Raw genomic sequence first — 18530 nt, forward strand, 5'->3', positions numbered from 1 at the left:
TACTCATGGCTCATCAATACAGGATGTTAAGGTTGGTCGAATATGTATTCTGAACATAAGGCGACATTTATTGAGAACTGGCCGAAAGAGTTGTTGGATTTATCGTTTTTGAGTGAGGGGTTTGAACTTCATGAGCGAGACGTTATTGCCATCGGAGCCAATACTCATGATTTTATGAATGCTAGAGGGCTACTGGAAAAACCACTATATTCTGCACAATTACGTGAAGATATCGAATATGCCTTGTCGGTGTTGAATAAACCGGCCTTTTTGCGATTCGGAGGTGTTAGCTACCACGATTATGCGCGTCCTCGGTTAGAGACGGTTGATGGCGTGATTGAACAACTCGCGGTCTCAAATCGTCGTGTCGCCTCCTATCTTTGGGATTGCCTGCAATCGTCAACACCCGTTTGGCTGTATCTGAGAGAGTGGCGTGAAATTCTCCGCTGGGGAGAATTCAGGTGCTTTATCAAAGAGGGCAAAGTGATTGGCGTTTCTCAATATCACTGTCTGGAATACTTTCCGTTTATCAAAGAAAAGGAAAACGAAATACGCCTTCAACTCATCGCTTTTTTACAAAAGCTCTTACCTGTATTACACGTTGATTCCGTGGTCGCAGATGTGGCGATAACTTATCAGGACAGCAAGTTTGCTACCACGCTGATTGAGCTCAACCCGTTTATTCAGCGGACGGATGCCTGCCTTTTTTCCTGGATAAATGGTGGTGATTTTAATGGCCGTATTCGCATCAATCTAAGTGATGCAGATGCGCAAGCGGAAAAACAAAGAAGACCCTATTTATTATAGGAGGGAGTATGGGAAAGCCAGTGGCAATACTGGGACACATGCACGTTTGCCCGAAAGTCGAGCCCGGCCCAGTGCCACACGTGGGCGGACCGATTATTGATGCCGGACAGTCGATTGTTACTATCAACGGGATCCCTGTTGCTGTGGTAGGTGGTAAAACATTGTGTACAGGAGTCGGGATACCAGATGGATTGGTCGCGGGCTCATCTATCTTCACTATAGAAGGTAAGCCCGTCGTGAGAATGGGAGATAGTTGTGCCCACGGTGGTAAAATCGTGCAAGGATGGCCTACAGTGACATCAGATTAATTTCTTAAGTCTGTGAGTGAATAGTCCTGTGCCGTTTCTCTTCGCATAACCTATGTGGCACAGGCCATTTCTGTTATCGCCCGAATGATCAGCCACACATTCCCCATCAAAATCTCCGTTGCGAATATATCTCCTTCGCCTGCTTTGCTTACTGGGCAGACCACCAACCCGTTTAATTTTCATGCCGTTACGTGAACACTGCTTCAGAGCACTTTTGATCGGTAACGCCGATCGATACGATCGCATCGATCTATCAAAACGATTATCTTTTGATCGCCACCGTCGATAAGCTATTGCCGAGAATAACCATAACGTAATGTTTTATCTGTTTTTATTTCCACTATCGGGAAAGGTTAACTATTGCCTGTTATCCGGTAAATCAATAATCAGTAGATAAAAACCATTCGTTATTTTTGCCAAATCAGGACTGGTGTGCAATGACTCCGATTACCTCTCTTCATCTAACGATACGGAATCAACAGGATAAATCGGCGACTCGATTGAGCCAGGCGATTGAACGGCTTTCATCGGGTCTGCGTATCAACAGCGCGAAGGACGATGCCGCTGGTCAGGCTATTGCCAACCGGATGACCGCTAATCTGAATGCCAACAGCGTCATCACTAACGGAATGAAAGATGGCCTCAGCCTAATGCAAACGGCTGAGAGCGGGCTTAATGCCATCAATAATCTGCTACAACGTGGCAGGCAACTCGCGGTGCAGGCGGCAAATGGCACGTTGTCAGATACCGACCAGACCAGCCTAAACGGTGAGTATCAACAAATCAGGGAAGAGATCGACCGCATCGCCTCATCGACACAGATCTTTGGCCGCTATCCGTTGGCTCCTGCTGAACCAGGCCCCCTGCCTGCCAAACTGGGCGACACGTTGCCACTGGCTGAAAAGTTTCCTGTCCCCAATATCAATCATCAATTTCCTTCTGGAGTGATTTCGCTTGCTTACATTCCTGCTGGCGCAAAAAATATTACCATTACCATCGACTCATTAAGCGCCGATGACGATATTCAGCTCTTTGCGCGAGATGGCAGGCATCTGGCCGGTACACCCGCAGAAGGTGCAGACGCCGATATCGTCTGGTCAGCAAATGGCGTAACGGATGAAAACACCATGAATACCGCCGTGATTACGCAAGACAACGGCTTTTTACCTCATGCCACCTACTCGGCAGATTCATTACTACAAGCCGGGGAATACAATATCAATATAGGGGCACAGACCACTTATCAGGGCATGACCATCACCTACAGCGGTGATGGCGACCGCTTTGAAGATGCCAACACCGGGGGTTTTAACGATGGAAATGTGGGCGCAGCAAACCGACTGGAAAAAATTCATATTGATGAGGTAACGGAAGATCTGATTGTCATTGTGGTTGGCAGCGGCGTATTCAATAGCAGCGCAAGCTGGGATGAACTTCCCACACCGACAGAGCCTGCCCCGCCACTGCCGCCCTCAGTACCGATCAGCAAAGAAACGACGTTTGTCGTCGGAGCGAGTTTCGGTGACGCATTGCAAACGGTCACCCTCAACCCAACGCCAGCAGATAGCCAATCGCTGGGGCTTTCCTCTGTGACTCTGGGTACACCTCAACAGGCAAGTGCGGCATTAACCACGTTTGATAATGCACTGAAAACGCTGGACGGTTACCGCAGCGAATACGGCAGCCAGATGAACCGTTTTGAATCCGTCACTGCCGTGCTGTCGCAGGAAAAGGTTGCCACGGCTGCCGCCCGCTCTCGCATATTGGATGCGGATTATGCCCTTGAGGTTTCCGCGATGACAAAAGCCCAGATCCTACAGCAGGCATCGATGGCCGTCTTGTCGCAAGCCAATCAGCAGTCGGGAAACGTATTAAAGCTGTTACAGGGATGATGCGTCGTCAGATATCACTTTGTTATTTTTCTACTGAATCACTATCGTCATGAGCATTGAAATATTCAGCCGCTGCCCTTTTACCACGGCGGCGTTTACCTGTCTGGGACATAGGGATGGCGTTAATGTACCCATCACTGTTGTTGATATTGAACACGGTATCGACATGACGCTATTGACGCACATCATTACCGCCAGTCACCGAACATTCATCATTATTCTCAACAACCGCAAACATGCGCCCGTGATGGTGGCTAAAAAGGTATTGCTGTTATCAAAACATGCACCGATGAGTACGATTAAAAAAGTAATTTCTGCCCTGTCATCGTTCAGAGAAATAAAAGGCAAGACGATATCGTTATCACCGAATGAGAAAATATTCTTTGGCTATTGGCTGGACGGAATTGCAATAAAAACCATCGCAAAGAAAATGGTAATAACGCATAAAACCGCCAATAACATGAAAAATAATATCTACAGAAAATATGGCATAAAGGACCTGCTCACCTTTTTACTCATTGCCAGAATCTCACATATGCAAAGTATCGCTGACGCCGAACATCACAGGGTTATCTACGTTGATAAGGTGGCTTGAGATAACATTCTGAGAGCAACAGGAAGCTTGAATCCCTCTGATTTTGCGAGCATTATCGCAAGATATTCCCTTTCAGTTTGTGTTGTGTATGCCATCTGTCCAAGAACTTCAAACAGCAATTTCCAATATGTCTATATGGCGTAAAGGCGATCAACGTGCGCCTCATAAGCCATTGTTGCTGCTTTATGTTCTATCGGCCTATCAACAAGGACACCCGCGCCTGTTTCACTATGGCGACGAAATCCGTCCGCAGCTCTTGGCACTTTTGAACAGCTTTGGGCCACAGCGGCGTGCTCATTACCCTGAAATGCCATTCTGGCGACTGAAGGGAGATGGTTTTTGGCAGTTGCAGAACGACGAGCATTGTTCACCGCAGAAAGGGAATAAAGAGCCGCCAAACCGCGAGCTGATTCAGCACAGTGTCATGGGGGGATTTGATGAAGTCAGCTATCAACTATTATGCAAACAACCTCAACTTATCGATAAACTGGCTCAGCAGATTTTAAGCGAGCATTTTCCTGAAAGTGTTCAGGAAGTCATTGCCAACCGCCTGGAACTGTCGCTAGATGATGTACGCAAGTCTCGCGATCCTCATTTCCGTCAAACGGTACTACGTGCATATCAATATCGCTGTGCGGTCTGCGGTTATGATTTACGACACGATACAACACCTGTCGGCCTCGAAGCGGCACACATCAAATGGAAGCAATACGGTGGCCCTTGCACCGTGACCAACGGATTAGCCTTGTGCTCAGTACATCACTCTGCGTTTGATATTGGCGTTATCGGTATTGATGACAGTATGAAGTTGATGGTTTCTGAAGGCGTGAATGGCAGCAAGATCGTCGAAAGGCTATTCTGGGATTTTGAGGGAAAAGCGCTGTTTCTGCCTAAAAAGCGGGAGTATTACCCGCTTGAGCAGTTTGTGGAATGGCATCGAGGGCAGGTTTTTAAAGGTCTCTGAGTTGCTTACTATCAGGAAAATAATACCTAGAGATTAAAAATTTATTGGCTGCAAACCAGTTGGGGTATTCAAAATGCTATGCCACGGTAAAAAGATTACAACGCAATCACGTTATCCAGTCGCTCGTCAAAATAGATGGCTAACTGCGACAATGTTAAATTCCTGTTCTGGATAGGCATTGTCCACTTCACCTGCTCCTTCGCCAATCCCAGATAAAGCCGCTTTAACATGCTATTCTCGTTAGGGAAGGTATCTTTGATTTTCGTCAATTTACGAAATTCTTGGTGAATCGACTCAATATCGTTAGTCATGTAAATGGCCTTGCGGATAGGTACAGTTGCCACTGTTTGAGTTCAGAGATAGAGATAACCTTGTCGGTGGCGTCGCTAATCGTAGCGGTTAAGATACTGAAATCGTGCAAATTTTAGCCCCTCTAACTGATGCCGGCGTAATTCATTCTTTGCGTGAACAGACTGATAATTTTCTACTTAATCTCCTCTGACGGCGTAGCCTAGAACCACTTAACCAGTTGAGACTCAAAATTGCCGTTACAGTCATGCTGCGTAGCAGGTTCGACTGCCTATTGTGGCTTTGGTAATCTTCTTGTCAGAACCATTTTTACGGTTCGCGTCCACATCCTGAGCCAGCCAGGATTCGAATTCAGTAGCCAGAACTGATTCTCGTTAACTATTTAATTAATAGCATTAATATGCAATATTTTCCGGCCTATGCTTGGCCGAACTGGTGCGTTTTGTCGAAATCGAAAGGCTAGGACCTGTGCCATTCATTTTTCTGAACAGATGACTGGAATGACACAGAATCTTAACTCTCTAAAATGATGATCCTGAATTAGAATTCACGTTGCTCCAAATTGGTATATATAGTTTTAATTTCACCTTTTAAGGTTTCGCCACGGTATACCATCGATGTATCGTATCGTTGAAATTTCTCATCCCGTGCGGCACTGAACCAGTTATACGACCCTATGCAGAGTAGCCCTGCGTCACCAATCACAACTTTACTGTGAACACGATTGACTAATTTCGTCACGATGCCCATCTCATTGAGCTTATCCACAGAATAATTAAGGCGCTGCTGTTTCTCTTTACGCTTTTCATTATCGGCATCCTCGGTATTAAAACTTTTGTCCGTTACCACCGTAATGTCGATTCCACGAGCGCGTGCATGGACAATCGACGCCAGAAAACCTGTCTGTTCCAGCTTTTGCCAAGTGAGCCACGGGGAAACGATTGTAATGCTCTGATTAATGGCGTCAAAAGTCTGGTTTAGGAACGCATCATGTTGCTCCACCCCGTGTAGGGTTGAAATCTGCGTTTGTGAGGTATTTAAATCCTGGCGCTCCTGAAACTCAAACTGCAATGCATTTTGGCTTGAAGCAAACAGGTATTTCGCCAGCAGTCCCCGAGGTGATGATCCGGGTTGGATCTCAAACAGGTCCATATCGCCAAATACCAAGAAGCTATCTTTAGCACGCGAAACGGCAACGTTCAGCATGCTGCTGTCTCTGTCGATAAATCCGCCATCCTCATGTTTCGAATACACGGGAGAGAAAAGCACAATTGCCCGTTCTGCTCCCTGTAATGAGTGAACCGTACCTATTGTCAGCGAGCTTTCGTCACCATTGCAATTGATATCCAACTTACGCAATGATGACTTTATCGCATTGACCTGCGCCGAAAATGGGGTCACAACACCTACTAATTCATGTAACGGTTTTTTATAGTGCCGCTCAATCTCGTCCTTGTGCGCTGCAAGCCATGCCGCTATCGTCTTTGCTTCAAAGTCGTTAAAACGACTTCCACCACTTGCCTGCATACCTTTACCATCTATATGCAGATAGCCCATTGCAGGAAATATTGTATCTTTTTCTTGCCCTCGTTTGGGCTGCAACTTACCGTGATAGCAGAGAGTGTTACAGTAGCCAATGATGTTATCAAAGCAACGACGGTGTTCGTACAAGTACATCCCCCTAGCCAGGTCAGGATCGTACTGGTAGCGAGAGTTAAACTGTGCAACCTTCATAACACTGCCAGATGCAGCACTTTTTCCAGAATCACACACCAGGGCATAAGCTTCAGTAAGTTCTTCCTGAGTACCTCCCTGAAGAATGTTCTCCTCAACCATGTTGCCGATATCAATACCAGGTAGGCTGTTCCAGATAGGCGCAATCTGTTCTGTGTCGCCAATCACCAGGGCTTTCTTCACCAGCGCGAAAGAAGCTGCCGCAACCTCAGACAACACCTGCCCCGCTTCATCGACAATCAGCAAATCGGCAAAGTTATATAAATAGCCATCATCAAACTTCTTGCCACCAACATGCTCCCTGATGAGCATATGGTGAGGAAGCATAAAGCAGGTCATCACGACACAAGGGGTTAGTTTCATTCTACGCAGCCAGCGGGCTTTAATGGCCTTCGCCCCTTTGAGACCTTTTTCTTTTTGAAGGTTATCGATAGCAGCCATATCCATCAGCCACCGGCCTTCCCAGTAATGCGTAGCCAGCAGAAACGCAGGGAAACGGAGCTGTGTATCTGCAAGCTCATCGGCTTCGCACAGACTCAGCTCCGCCTCGCTTTGATTCCCCAGCGAATGGGTAATCTCGCGCCAGCGTATGGCAGCTTCGTTTTCACGTTGGGAAACGTCCTCAGCAAGTTCGATCTGCTGCTGATACTCAGCCTGCTCATTAAGCACCTGAGCAATCAGACCATCGATAAATACATCAACGCCATCAGGCAGAGAGCCCTGGAATGATGTCATTCTTTCACCAAACGTAGCCTCCAAAAACAGCTTCATTTGATAGTGACGCTTAGTACGAACGGCGGGAAGCCAGGAGAAGAGAGCGAACATGATCGACTCACCGGCTCGATATTGTTCCCACTGTTTTTTGCCCTGCGTTAATAGCGAGATTTCATTTGTGCTATTGAGCAGTAAAGTTCTCTTATCCTGAATATACTGTTCGAGATCGTCACTGATGGCATGCCGCTCCTGACGGATTGCGTTCAGCTCATCCCATGCAGGCTCGATTTGCTCAAGCTCTGCAGAGAGTTCAACCAAACGCTGATGCAGGAGATCCACAACCTGTTCAGGTAAATGACATTCCTTATTCGGAAAAGCTGCCCTTGCCTTTTCAAGGAAGAAGCACCGGGCATCTTCAACATATTCAAGGGATTCAACACGGTTAAAAAAGTCTTCCGTCTGGTATTTTTTTACCGCCTCGGCTCTCCGTCCCGAAGACGGGAAGTAAGCGCCAAAGCTTTTTACTTCAGGTAACCAACGCCCGGCCATAGGCCCAGTGCCGATAGCAAAATCTTTACCGAAGGCCTCGATAATGTTGGTAACGGCCTGATTGTTGGTTGATGTCGCAATCATCACTGGCGGTTCGGTTTTGTTTAAAGCAGCTCTCGCCCACTCAGTAGCAATGATTGAGAGAACCAGAGTAGTTTTCCCGGTTCCCGGAGGACCGTTCACGGCAAGAATATCGCCCGGCTGTTGAGTGAGATAATGGCTAAGGGCATCGCGCTGCGCCACAGCCAGCGGAAATTTATCACCGGAATGCCCCAGACGCTCGCTGAACATAGCATTACTGGCAAGGAGCGGCTCAACAGGAAACTTATCTTTCGAGGCAAAGCGCGCCAGCAATGGCACCTCTTTTTTGCACGACAGCAGATGATCGTACATAGGCAGGATATGGATGCTGGCCCCTCCAGGCTGGTTGGCTTTAATAATGTAGCCATATCCAGCTGGTTCATATTGCTCAGGTGATGCGAGCCATCTGCCAGCAATATTTTTTAAAAGTTCATCAGTGTCTTTAAGGTACTTTTGCCACAACTGCTGATAACGAGCATATCGTTCCACTCGTTGTTCATCAGTCTCCTCACGCAGCTCATCCCCATTACCGGGACTAAAAGTGATTGAATTATGCGTGGTTTTGTACTTGTCATATTCCGCCATCTCACCAATAGAAAAGGTGCCTTTAGGGAGAGGTTCGAGCAGGTCACGGGGAATGGTGGCAGGAGATGTAGGGAATAAAAAGCCTTCGCGGTTCAACAGTGCGGAAGTCACCAGAGGCGTAACTATACCTGGTGCGCCTGCCGTACGTTCCTTGCCATGCTTTAACAGGCGAATCCATACCTGCGGCCGTAACAACACCTCGACGGTTTTAGCCTGCTCGTCTTCGCCCTCGAAGAACGATTGCACGATCTCTTCACCCAACCTTCCATGTTCAACGTTCATCCATTGCGTGAATGAATCTTCATCTCTGCGCTCAAATGCCCCTTTTCCAGACTCGGCATCAGCTAAAGCATTACGCCAGTATGAAGTGAATCCTTGAGTATTACTGTCCATTCCTCATCCCATAACTTAAATAAAACTATTGATTTCGTTGATATAAAATCATCATGGTTAAACATTGTCCACGATGCGAGAACGATCGCAATGATTTGTTTATATGGCAAGGGGTATTAAGTTATCTGGTACTTGATTGAAAAAACCAAGGAACATACTTGTAAGAACTAAGCATTACTTAGACACTATAAGTTTAATGAATGTATTGTAACATTATGTAATGTGGAAGTTTGAGCGTACACGAAAATGAACCTTGCCGAAGAAGAGTTGCTAGAAGTTGCGTGGTACTTGTCAAAATATGGGTACAAGAAGCCGCCAGTAGCGCTAGGAGTTGAGAAATGGAAAGAGGCTGTTGCTCTATTTTATCCCCGATTTGGGGCGGGTAAATCATTCACGGAGTTTTATAATAGTCTGAAAAATCATCGTGATCACTACGATGCTTGGATGAGCAATGTACGTATTGGCTGGCGCAATGAAGATGGATCGCCACGAGGTCTCCCCTCAGCGTCACAAAGAGTGTTGCAAAGGATGAGTTTGTTATCTGATGCTCAAATTGAACAAAATATTCTAACTAAGCTTACTGATATAACTGATATTCAAGAGAAACACGATATTGAATTAATAGTTACAGATCAATCAATTGATAATACCACAAAAGAACGCCTGATTGCTGCCAGGCTTGGCCAAGGGGTCTTTCGACAGAGATGTTTAAAACTTTTCCCAGCTTGTGCAGTGACAGGATATGCATTCCCTCCATTACTTCGGGCAAGTCATATCAAACCTTGGTCTGCATGTGAAAGCGCCAAGGAACGCCTTGATCCTTACAATGGTATTGTACTAGCTGCGCATATCGATGTTCTTTTCGATAAAGGTTGGATTTCGTTCAGTAACGATGGTTACATTTTGCTTAGCGAAGAGCTTGATGGGACGATCGTAAATCAACTTTCTTTAGCAGGACGAAAAATTAAAGAATTCCCCTTTCTTTCACATGGTTACCTGGAATGGCATAGAGAAAATCTGTTAAGATAGACAACTTAAAGTAAGCGATATAGATACAGCGACTCACTGCTATCAGATACCTTGCCTCTACCTTCATAAACATCGCTAAGGAATAGTTTTTTTCGGGACAAATCTGTATAATGCCCGGTCCTCAATATGTGGGTGTTAGAATGACAGTTAAAGCTATTGATTTGTTTGCGGGTGCTGGTGGTTTCACTCTTTCGGCTATTGAAGCTGGTGTAGACGTGATTGCTGCAGTCGAGTTTGATAAGTCAGCAGCAGAAACCTATCGTAAAAATTTCATTGAAGGAAAGAAAAGAAAAATTGAACTTAGGTCTGGTCCCCAAAAAGGGGATATCAATAATATTACACCACTGGAACTAAGGCAAAGCTTAGAGCTCGAACGTGGAGAACTAGACATCATACTAGGTGGGCCGCCGTGCCAAGGATTTTCTACACATCGAATCAAAAATGCGGGTGTTGATGACCCTCGAAATGCTCTATTGCTGAAATATTTCGAATTTGTGCATGAATTTCAACCAAAAGCTTTTTTAGTTGAAAATGTGACTGGTTTACTGTGGAAACGCCATGAAAAATATTTTCATCAATTTATTGACTTGGCTCAAAATAGTCATTACACCTTAAAATTCAGTAATATAATTAATGCTGTCGATTATGGTGTACCTCAAAATCGTAAAAGAGTATTTATCTTTGGTATCCATGAAGATCTAAATAACAGTACAATAAAATTCCCACCAAAGCCAACTCATCATTCACCTAATTCAGGTGTGGAACCTTTTTGGATACCAGCATCATCAGTCTTTGAAGATATTCCTAGCAATATCAAAAAACGATACATCGATGAATACTTCGTTGGTAAATTCAATCTCTCCGAGGAGGAAGGATATAATATATTAAATAATCTTCCTATTGGAGAACCTGTATCAGAAAATGAAATTTTCATGAATCCCACACCGAAATTAGTGGAAAGATTTATGGATACTCCCCTTAATGGGAGTAGAGTTGATGCAGGAGAAAAGCATCTTTTAAAATGCCACTCTAATGGATATGAAGGACACAAGGACGTTTATGGAAGAATAATGATACATAGACCAAGCAATACTATTACCACTGGTTGTAATAATCCATCAAAAGGAAGATTTGTTCACCCCTGGAAAAACCATGGTATAACCCTACGACATGCCGCACGTCTACAAACTTTTCCTGACTGGTTTGAATTTACCGGAAGTTCAACACACCAAGCAAAGCAGATTGGTAATGCAGTCCCACCTAAGCTAGGGGAAACTCTTATTAGATCAATATGCCAAATATTAAAAAAATAGCTTTTATTGATAAATCGTATATAAAGAAATTTATTCCAAATATAATTAAATAACCATAAAAAGAGAATGATTTTCAGTCGCCAAGGAAAGAGGAAGTGCATGGAATACGAATTCCTCTAATTTTTGATATATCAATCACCAACACATTCAATTATCTTATCCAGTACTTATGATTTTAAGCAATTTTATTCATGAACTATCTATCTAGCGTATAGTGACATAGATAGTGCCGCTCTGGTGTTATCCCGATTGAGTTCCCTAACAGGAACAGAGTCAGGCAGCGGATGAGCCGTCTTATAAGAGTATGCTTCTTCATATGCTCATCCTCACATTACTGAGGTAAGCATCATAATGTTAAAGACTGTCGCTCCTCTATGATTTATGCAATCCCGACCATTCCCATTTGTATAGATTAATATTAGTATCATACAATCATCGAGTTAGGCACTTAAGTTTGAACGGAGGGTAAACAACGTGGCCCAGATGAAAGTAAGTGCAAGAACTGTCGATATGCTAGGAAGGCAGCAAATTGCAGGCATCCCTACAGCTATCCACGAACTGTTTAAAAATGCACATGACGCATATGCTTCAAATGTAGAAATAGACTTTTTTGAGTCCCAAAATTTACTCACCTTAAGGGATGATGGAATTGGGATGACAAAAGAGGATTTTATTGGAAAGTGGTTAACAATCGGCACATCCAGCAAGCTTGGCATCAACAGAAAACCCGTATTCATTCCTGAGGGTATGGACGAACGCCCATTAATGGGTGAAAAAGGTATAGGACGGCTTGCAATAGCTTCTATTGGGCGACTAGTACTTGTTCTTAGCAGAGCTATTCGAGATGATGGAATGCACGATATGGTTGTGGCCCTAGTACATTGGACACAATTCGAAATACCTGAAATTAACATATCGGACATAGTAATACCGGTCCGTACATTTAATTTGGGTAAGCTCCCAAGTCAAGATGATATCCAGTCGATGTCTAATGAGATAATAAATAACCTTGATAAATTAGAAGAAAAAATACCGGAAGAATTATATAACATAATTAAAAATGATTTATGTTCATTTGATTTTTCACCAGAAATGCTGTTTAATAATTTAAAAAATATTACATTAGCTAATTTTAAAAAACCTAATAATCATAAAGATAGCAACGTCATAAATCAATTTTCCCCTGTACTAGATGGTTTTTCTCATGGTACTCATTTTGTCATTATGCCTTGTGACCCTGCGCTTGAGTTAGACATTAAGCAGGATGAAAATGATACCACTGAACTTCAAAAAATCCTTGTAGGCTTTGCAAACTCATTAAGTGGTCAATCCGAACAAGTAATGGCAACAAAATTTCGTACTCATCGAGGAAGTGCAGAACCAGAGGAACTCATCGAGGAGGGTTTTTTCACTCCAGAAGATGCTCTAAGTGCAGATCACTATATAGAGGGTGAATTTGATGAATATGGTCAGTTCAAAGGAGCTGTAACAGTCTATCGAGGGAAGCCAGTAAATCACATTATCAACTGGAATGAAAATTATGGAACCAAAACTCGTTGCGGTAGATTTAAAATAAAGTTCTCATATTTGCAGGGTGATGCAAGTGAAAGTACTGTACCTACACAAATATACACAGAAATTAAAGCAAAATTAAATATGTATGGCGGTGTTTATCTTTATAAAGATGGCATTCGAGTATTGCCTTATGGCAAACCCGAGTTTGATTTCCTAAGAATTGAAGAAAGAAGAACTAAGCGTGCTGCAACAGCATTCTTCTCCTATAGATGGATGTTTGGTGCAATTGAAATTGGCCATGATAATAACTCAATGCTGATTGAAAAAGCAGGTCGGGAAGGTTTAATAGAGAATATTGCCTACCGTGAATTCAAAAGCATACTTAATAATTTTTTCGATCAGTTAGCAGCTGATTTTTTCCGTGAAAACTCAATAAACGATCGTTTTTGGGAAATTAAAGAAGTTTTTAAAGCCCAAGCCAAGAAACAAAAACTCACGTTAGATAAGAGAAGGAAAAGCGTTAACTTAAAAAAATCAAACTTCCAAGCCGAACTTGAAAACTTCTTTTTAAATTATGATAAAAATATTTATCTTGAAAATATAGAAAATATTATCAAAGACACAAAAAATATTATACTAACCAGTAGAGATAGCTGGCCTACCCCTCAGAAATATAATTTTATATATAACATAATGAGGGATGTTAAGAATAAAACAAATGACGTCATCAAATCAATAAAGATAACAAAGCCTAACGTTGGCCTCAATAAAAACTCACTAAAGCAATGGGAAAGTTATCTCATTATAAAAGAAAAAATCACTGAGGAAATCATTGAACCAGCAAAAAAAAAGCTGGAGGAGTTGATATTCTCCTATATGAACTATCACTCCCTCTCATTTAGTAAAAGAGAAAAAATCACAGAAACAGTTAATGATGAACGAAAAAATCTTAATGATAGTGTTAATACCTTCAAGAAAAAAATGAAGGACAGTGTTAATACTTTAGATGGCTCGATTAAGGAAAAGATCAGAGGAAAAACTTTAGAATTCACTAATACAATCAATTTTGTTATGAGTGAAATTAATACAACTTCATTAGACACTATTTCTGATAATGAAGCGAATAAAATGATTATTTCATGGGAGAAACAACTGGATAATGTATCCAATAAAACTGACGAGTATTTTAATAAGATAAAAGAGTCTCTTGAAATAATCATAAATGACTTAAAAGGCGATGAAGTTACCTCCATTGATACACTTGTAGCCTTAGAAACTGAAAATGAGCAAGTAAAGGATTCGCTCAACCAGTATTTCGACTTTGCCCAATTAGGTATGTCAATCGGTATAATTCAACATGAATTCAGCAGCACAATTAAATCCGTTAGACAAAGCATCAAAATGTTAAAACCTTGGGCGGAAAAAAATCCAAATTTAAATACTATATTTTTCAATATTAGCCACAGTTTTTCACATTTAGATGGCTATCTAAAAATGTTCACACCACTGAACAGAAGGCTTTACAGGTCAAAAGTTGAACTCAGTGGAAAAGAAATAGAACGATATTTAAAAGATATTTTTGATGTTCGAATGAACAGACATAGCATATCTTTAGTGTCCACTGATGATTTTTCTAATGTTATTAAAGAAGTGTATCCATCCACATTCCTTCCTGTATTTATTAATGTTATAGACAATGCTATTTATTGGTTAAATACTCAACGAGAATCAGAAAATCCAGATAAAAAAATAATATTAGCTACTCAAGGAAATGCATTAACAATTTCTAACAATGGCCCAGCCATTCCAACTATTGATAGAGAAAGCATTTTTGAATTTAGTTTTTCCCGTAAAGATTCAGGAAGAGGGATGGGGCTATATATATCAAAAGAAACCCTAAATCGAGAGGGTTTTGACATTAGATTAGTTGATGGAGATGTTAATGCATCTCCTTGCTTTATTATTGATAATTTAGATACAGGAGTTTCAGAATGACTTCATTTTCTAAACACTGCCAAGAAGTAGTAAAAGAATATGTGCAGACGGTAATGATTATTGATGATGGCGCGGGTTTGAATAGTGAGCCAGTTCCAGTTACTATTACTCCATTAACTTCCAATCCATTTATGGCTGGTTTCATTCAGGCCCCACCTCCTGAGCAAATATCTACTCCGGAACCATCCAAAATTTTTCATCAGCTCGATACACTTGAACTGACCAATGCATTTTTTGAAAAAGGAATCGTTGCAGGGATTTATCAACCTAAAATTGATAATTCTCAACAACCAGAAGAATTTGCAGAAAAAGCGCGTTCAGCATGTGAGAAAGCTGATATTATTATTCTAGACTGGATACTTAAGGATCGCACTTCTGTTTATAGTAAGGCGATAGTTAAAGAGATTCTCCATAGCGATTATATAGGAGGTGGCCGAATAAGAGCTATCATGATATACACTGGAGAATCTAAACTGAATGATTTGAGAAATGAACTTTGTGATTATTTAAGCGATTATGAATTGAATAAAGATGTTGATTTTGAGATACGAGCTAAAAACCTCATAATTTCTTTTTATAATAAAAATCATGAAGGCTATTCTTTCTCTCCAGATAGAGCCGTTAGAGAGTCGGAAATTCCGAAAGTGGCATTAAGTTCTTTTGCTATTTTAGTTCAAGGATTAACTCCAATTTTCGCCATGAAATCAGCTGCAACTATTAGAAAAAACACAGGGAGAATTATCTCTCGCTTTGATAGTAGCTTAGACTCTGCTTATTTAGCACATCGTGTACTTCTACCTGAGCCCCAGGATTCTGAAGTATTCATGCTTGAAAATTTCGTTTCTTACACAAGAAATATTTTAGCAATTTCTCGCGTTGACAATTTAACCCTTGGTGATAAATCAATTGAGTTTTGGATTAAGGAGAATAATGATAAACTTGATAAGAAAATCAAAAACGACCAAGGGGAATATAGTTTAGAACTCGATGAAATAATCCAGTTAGCTCAGATTGGATTTTCAAAAAAATTGTATTCTATTTTGGAGCAAAAAAAAGAATCAATGTGTAAATCCTTTAAAGATACTAGCAATACACCATCTTTGAATGCTATAAATATATTTAATAGTGATAAATTTGATGTTATTGAATCATCAATTGAATTATCAATACTATCTTCATTTAGAAGAACGTTTAAAGATATTGCTGGCGCGAATGAAACTCCTTATCTGACTCAGGGGTCTCTAATATACTCAAAAAGCAAAGACTTATTTCTTTTATGTATCACGCCAAAATGTGATACTGTCAGGATTGAAAAAGAACAAAAGTTTTCCTTCGTTGTATTGAATGAGGCGCCAGGGAAAAAATTTGACATCATCATTCCCGAAAATCGCTTTGTAAATTCTAATAAAGATAAATTTCGAAAGAAATTGCGAGAACAAATAGTACATTCTTTAATTGATTATCGAGATCTAGATGACAAGAATGAGATAAAAGTAAAACTCAATGAACAGCTCAAAGCCATTAATAGCAAGGGGTATAGCGGTTATATTTATTTGCGTACAACTCCTAAATTCCACGAGTTAGAACATATCATTTTTGAGAGTGATGATAAAAAAAGAATACCATCTAACAATAGAGGGCCTGACTTAATTGAGTTTTGGGATTCTGATCTCAATGAATACATATGGATAGGCGATCTTCATGACCTTAATACAATTTATCGCGTTGGTAATCTAGTATCAAATTTGAATAGAACAGGTACTGATGAAGTAGAGTGGTTAAGACGTCATTATCAATAATCTCCAAGCTAAGAAAGAGGTTATACGCAATAAGTATAACCTCAAGAAAAACATGAAAATAAATAGAATATAAGCTGGAACGCATTTTTAATTATTCTATATCAAATAGTATCCTAACATTAAATACGTAGATCCGACTCTCTAATATTAATTATCATTACGTATCCCAAAATCAAACGGACTAACTCCCCTTTCCCGATTTGCATCCAGAAAATCTGCCCACCATTGCAGCATCAGTTTACGCTCATCCAAATGCTCCGCCTTATGAATGTACGCAGCACGAACGCCATTACGCTCCTGATGGCTCATCTGCCGCTCTACCGCATCCCTAGACCACAACCCTGACTCAATCAAAGAACTACAGGCCATAGTACGAAATCCGTGGCCGCACACTTCCGTTTTCGTGTCGTAGCCCATCGTTTGCAGTGCTTTGTTTACCGTCCCCTCACTAACAGGCTTTCGTGACGAATGATCGCCAATGAATACCAGTTCACAATGCCCACTCACCTCTCTGATCTTTTTAAGGATCTCCAGTGCCTGACGGCTCAGCGGAACAAGATGTGGTGTGTGCATTTTTGAACCGCGTTCGGAGAATTTCACTCCAGGAATCAGTTCACGTTCAGGGGGAATCGTCCACAACGCTCGTTCAAAGTCGATTTCCGGCCAACGGGCAAAACGGAGTTCGCTGGAACGAATGAAAATCAGTAAGGAGAGATTAATAACCCATTTGGTGAATTCACGACCTTTGTAACCGTCAATCCGGCCAAGAAGTTCAGGCAAGCGTTCAAGTGCTAATGCCGGGCGGTGTTCAACTTTGCCAGGCATTATCGCCCCTGCCATATCCTGCGCCGGATTATAGTCAATCAGGCCGTTTTGTACGGCATAGGTCATGATGGCGGTCACACGTTGTTTTAGGCGTTTAGCGACTTCTAAGCGTCCTGAACGTTCAACGATTTTGATCGGTGCCAGCAAGTCGCGTGTTTTCAAATCTGCGATATGTATGCTGCCAATAGCGGGGAAAATATTGTCGCTCAGGCTTTTCAGGATACGTTCGCCATGGGATTCAGACCATTTCTTGTTGTCGGCATGCCAGTCGCGAGCCACAACTTCGAAGGTCTTTTCATCCTCTTCCTGTTTGGCTTTTACCGCTTTCTTATGTTCGCGGGGATCGATGCCCGCAGCGACCTGCTTCCGAGCTTCATCCCGTTTCTGACGCGCTTCAGAAAGAGAGACTTCAGGATAAACGCCTAATGCCATGAGATGTTGCTTGCCACCAAAACGAAAGCGCAGCCGCCAGTATTTGGAACCATTGGGATGAACCAGCAGAAACATCCCATCACCGTCAGTCAGTGAATACTCTTTTTCTTCTGGTTTTGCCGAACGCACTTTGATATCGGTCAGAGCCATTATCAATATCCTCATTTGTGCTTACGGTGAGTATACAGAGCAAGATAGAACCAACATATATACTCAGATGTATACTCACAAGCAAGTTGATGTAGGTTGAATTGCGTTGACGTTGGGAGAGTATGGAATGAAGGGAAAGCCAGTAAAACCGTGGGTTTTAGACAAAAAAATAGACGTCGGTTGACGTCTATTGATTTATCAATGGTGCCCGGGGCGGGACTTGAACCCGCACAGCGCGAACGCCGAGGGATTTTAAATCCCTTGTGTCTACCGATTTCACCACCCGGGCTTAAATATTGGAGGCGCGTTCCGGAGTCGAACCGGACTAGACGGATTTGCAATCCGCTACATAACCGCTTTGTTAACGCGCCAAAATATTCAGGTCTTAGTGACCAACATCCGCAATTGCCGATGTTTTAAATTGGAGCGGGAAACGAGACTCGAACTCGCGACCCCGACCTTGGCAAGGTCGTGCTCTACCAACTGAGCTATTCCCGCAGCACAGAACTCACTGATTCTCTTAACTTCTTACAAACCAGCG

11 protein-coding genes, 3 tRNA genes and 1 pseudogene are annotated in these 18530 nt (G+C 42.2%); 9 read left to right on the forward strand and 6 right to left on the reverse strand.

The annotated features are described in order from the left end of the window. Positions 1 to 42: 42 nt before the first annotated feature. The 5 genes from H4F65_RS05565 to H4F65_RS05585 all read left to right on the forward strand — a co-directional run bounded on the left by H4F65_RS05565 (position 43) and on the right by H4F65_RS05585 (position 4566). On the forward strand, positions 43 to 807 hold the full coding sequence (locus H4F65_RS05565) for a cell division cycle protein 123 family protein (protein ID WP_010279411.1): 765 nt from the start codon (positions 43 to 45) through the stop codon (positions 805 to 807). Between the two features lie 8 nt (positions 808 to 815). Next, positions 816 to 1115 (forward strand): PAAR domain-containing protein, encoded by a 300-nt coding sequence (locus tag H4F65_RS05570; protein ID WP_010279407.1) that lies wholly within the window; start codon positions 816 to 818, stop codon positions 1113 to 1115. Positions 1116 to 1552: 437 nt separating this feature from the next. Beyond that, positions 1553 to 3007 carry a flagellin N-terminal helical domain-containing protein gene (locus tag H4F65_RS21995; protein ID WP_039319750.1) on the forward strand — a complete coding sequence of 485 codons (1455 nt, stop codon included), beginning with the start codon at positions 1553 to 1555 and terminating at the stop codon, positions 3005 to 3007. Between the two features lie 49 nt (positions 3008 to 3056). Then, the gene (locus H4F65_RS05580) at positions 3057 to 3602 is read left to right on the forward strand and encodes a helix-turn-helix transcriptional regulator (RefSeq protein ID WP_010279401.1); all 546 of its coding nucleotides are present in this window, start codon (positions 3057 to 3059) and stop codon (positions 3600 to 3602) included. A gap of 88 nt (positions 3603 to 3690) precedes the next feature. Next, a complete protein-coding gene (locus tag H4F65_RS05585; protein WP_010279399.1) occupies positions 3691 to 4566 on the forward strand; it encodes a phosphorothioated DNA-binding restriction endonuclease in 876 nt (291 codons plus the stop codon). Between the two features lie 95 nt (positions 4567 to 4661). Here H4F65_RS05585 and H4F65_RS21830 read toward each other — a convergent pair. Then, positions 4662 to 4895: pseudogene (locus tag H4F65_RS21830) on the reverse strand (transposase); the annotation flags it as partial. 520 nt (positions 4896 to 5415) lie between these two features. Continuing rightward, a complete protein-coding gene (locus H4F65_RS05595; protein WP_010279394.1) occupies positions 5416 to 8931 on the reverse strand; it encodes an AAA domain-containing protein in 3516 nt (1171 codons plus the stop codon). Between the two features lie 246 nt (positions 8932 to 9177). Between H4F65_RS05595 and H4F65_RS05600 the strand changes: the two genes are divergently transcribed. The 4 genes from H4F65_RS05600 to H4F65_RS05615 all read left to right on the forward strand — a co-directional run bounded on the left by H4F65_RS05600 (position 9178) and on the right by H4F65_RS05615 (position 16582). Then, positions 9178 to 9960 (forward strand): HNH endonuclease, encoded by a 783-nt coding sequence (locus H4F65_RS05600; RefSeq protein WP_010279391.1) that lies wholly within the window; start codon positions 9178 to 9180, stop codon positions 9958 to 9960. A gap of 140 nt (positions 9961 to 10100) precedes the next feature. Continuing rightward, a complete protein-coding gene (locus tag H4F65_RS05605; RefSeq protein ID WP_010279388.1) occupies positions 10101 to 11273 on the forward strand; it encodes a DNA cytosine methyltransferase in 1173 nt (390 codons plus the stop codon). Between the two features lie 483 nt (positions 11274 to 11756). Then, positions 11757 to 14783, forward strand: coding sequence for an ATP-binding protein (locus H4F65_RS05610; RefSeq protein ID WP_146235392.1), 3027 nt, complete (start codon positions 11757 to 11759; stop codon positions 14781 to 14783). Beyond that, entirely contained in the window at positions 14780 to 16582 is a 1803-nt protein-coding gene (locus tag H4F65_RS05615) for a response regulator receiver domain (protein ID WP_039319748.1), read from the forward strand. The genes H4F65_RS05610 and H4F65_RS05615 overlap by 4 nt, the downstream gene beginning before the upstream one ends. A gap of 147 nt (positions 16583 to 16729) precedes the next feature. Here the strand turns inward: H4F65_RS05615 and H4F65_RS05620 are convergent, their stop codons facing one another. From H4F65_RS05620 to H4F65_RS05635, 4 genes are all read right to left on the reverse strand, one after another. Next, positions 16730 to 17989, reverse strand: a complete 1260-nt coding sequence (locus H4F65_RS05620) for a tyrosine-type recombinase/integrase (RefSeq protein ID WP_010279377.1) — start codon at positions 17987 to 17989, stop codon at positions 16730 to 16732. A 202-nt stretch (positions 17990 to 18191) separates the two neighbouring features. Continuing rightward, positions 18192 to 18278, reverse strand: a tRNA-Leu gene (locus H4F65_RS05625). Between the two features lie 8 nt (positions 18279 to 18286). Beyond that, positions 18287 to 18360: transfer RNA gene (locus H4F65_RS05630), tRNA-Cys, on the reverse strand. Positions 18361 to 18411: 51 nt separating this feature from the next. Next, positions 18412 to 18487 (reverse strand) — tRNA-Gly (locus H4F65_RS05635). Positions 18488 to 18530: the final 43 nt, after the last annotated feature.

The sequence above is a fragment of the Pectobacterium brasiliense genome, assembly GCF_016950255.1.
Lineage (GTDB): Bacteria > Pseudomonadota > Gammaproteobacteria > Enterobacterales > Enterobacteriaceae > Pectobacterium > Pectobacterium brasiliense.

Bases quoted from the DNA above. Each gene is read 5' to 3' on its own strand.
- H4F65_RS05565 (WP_010279411.1), top strand. From the start codon at position 43: ATGTATTCTGAACATAAGGCGACATTTATTGAGAACTGGCCGAAAGAG.
- H4F65_RS05570 (WP_010279407.1), top strand. From the start codon at position 816: ATGGGAAAGCCAGTGGCAATACTGGGACACATGCACGTTTGCCCGAAA.
- H4F65_RS21995 (WP_039319750.1), top strand. From the start codon at position 1,553: ATGACTCCGATTACCTCTCTTCATCTAACGATACGGAATCAACAGGAT.
- H4F65_RS05580 (WP_010279401.1), top strand. From the start codon at position 3,057: ATGAGCATTGAAATATTCAGCCGCTGCCCTTTTACCACGGCGGCGTTT.
- H4F65_RS05585 (WP_010279399.1), top strand. From the start codon at position 3,691: ATGCCATCTGTCCAAGAACTTCAAACAGCAATTTCCAATATGTCTATA.
- H4F65_RS05595 (WP_010279394.1), bottom strand. From the start codon at position 8,931: ATGGACAGTAATACTCAAGGATTCACTTCATACTGGCGTAATGCTTTA.
- H4F65_RS05600 (WP_010279391.1), top strand. From the start codon at position 9,178: ATGAACCTTGCCGAAGAAGAGTTGCTAGAAGTTGCGTGGTACTTGTCA.
- H4F65_RS05605 (WP_010279388.1), top strand. From the start codon at position 10,101: ATGACAGTTAAAGCTATTGATTTGTTTGCGGGTGCTGGTGGTTTCACT.
- H4F65_RS05610 (WP_146235392.1), top strand. From the start codon at position 11,757: ATGAAAGTAAGTGCAAGAACTGTCGATATGCTAGGAAGGCAGCAAATT.
- H4F65_RS05615 (WP_039319748.1), top strand. From the start codon at position 14,780: ATGACTTCATTTTCTAAACACTGCCAAGAAGTAGTAAAAGAATATGTG.
- H4F65_RS05620 (WP_010279377.1), bottom strand. From the start codon at position 17,989: ATGGCTCTGACCGATATCAAAGTGCGTTCGGCAAAACCAGAAGAAAAA.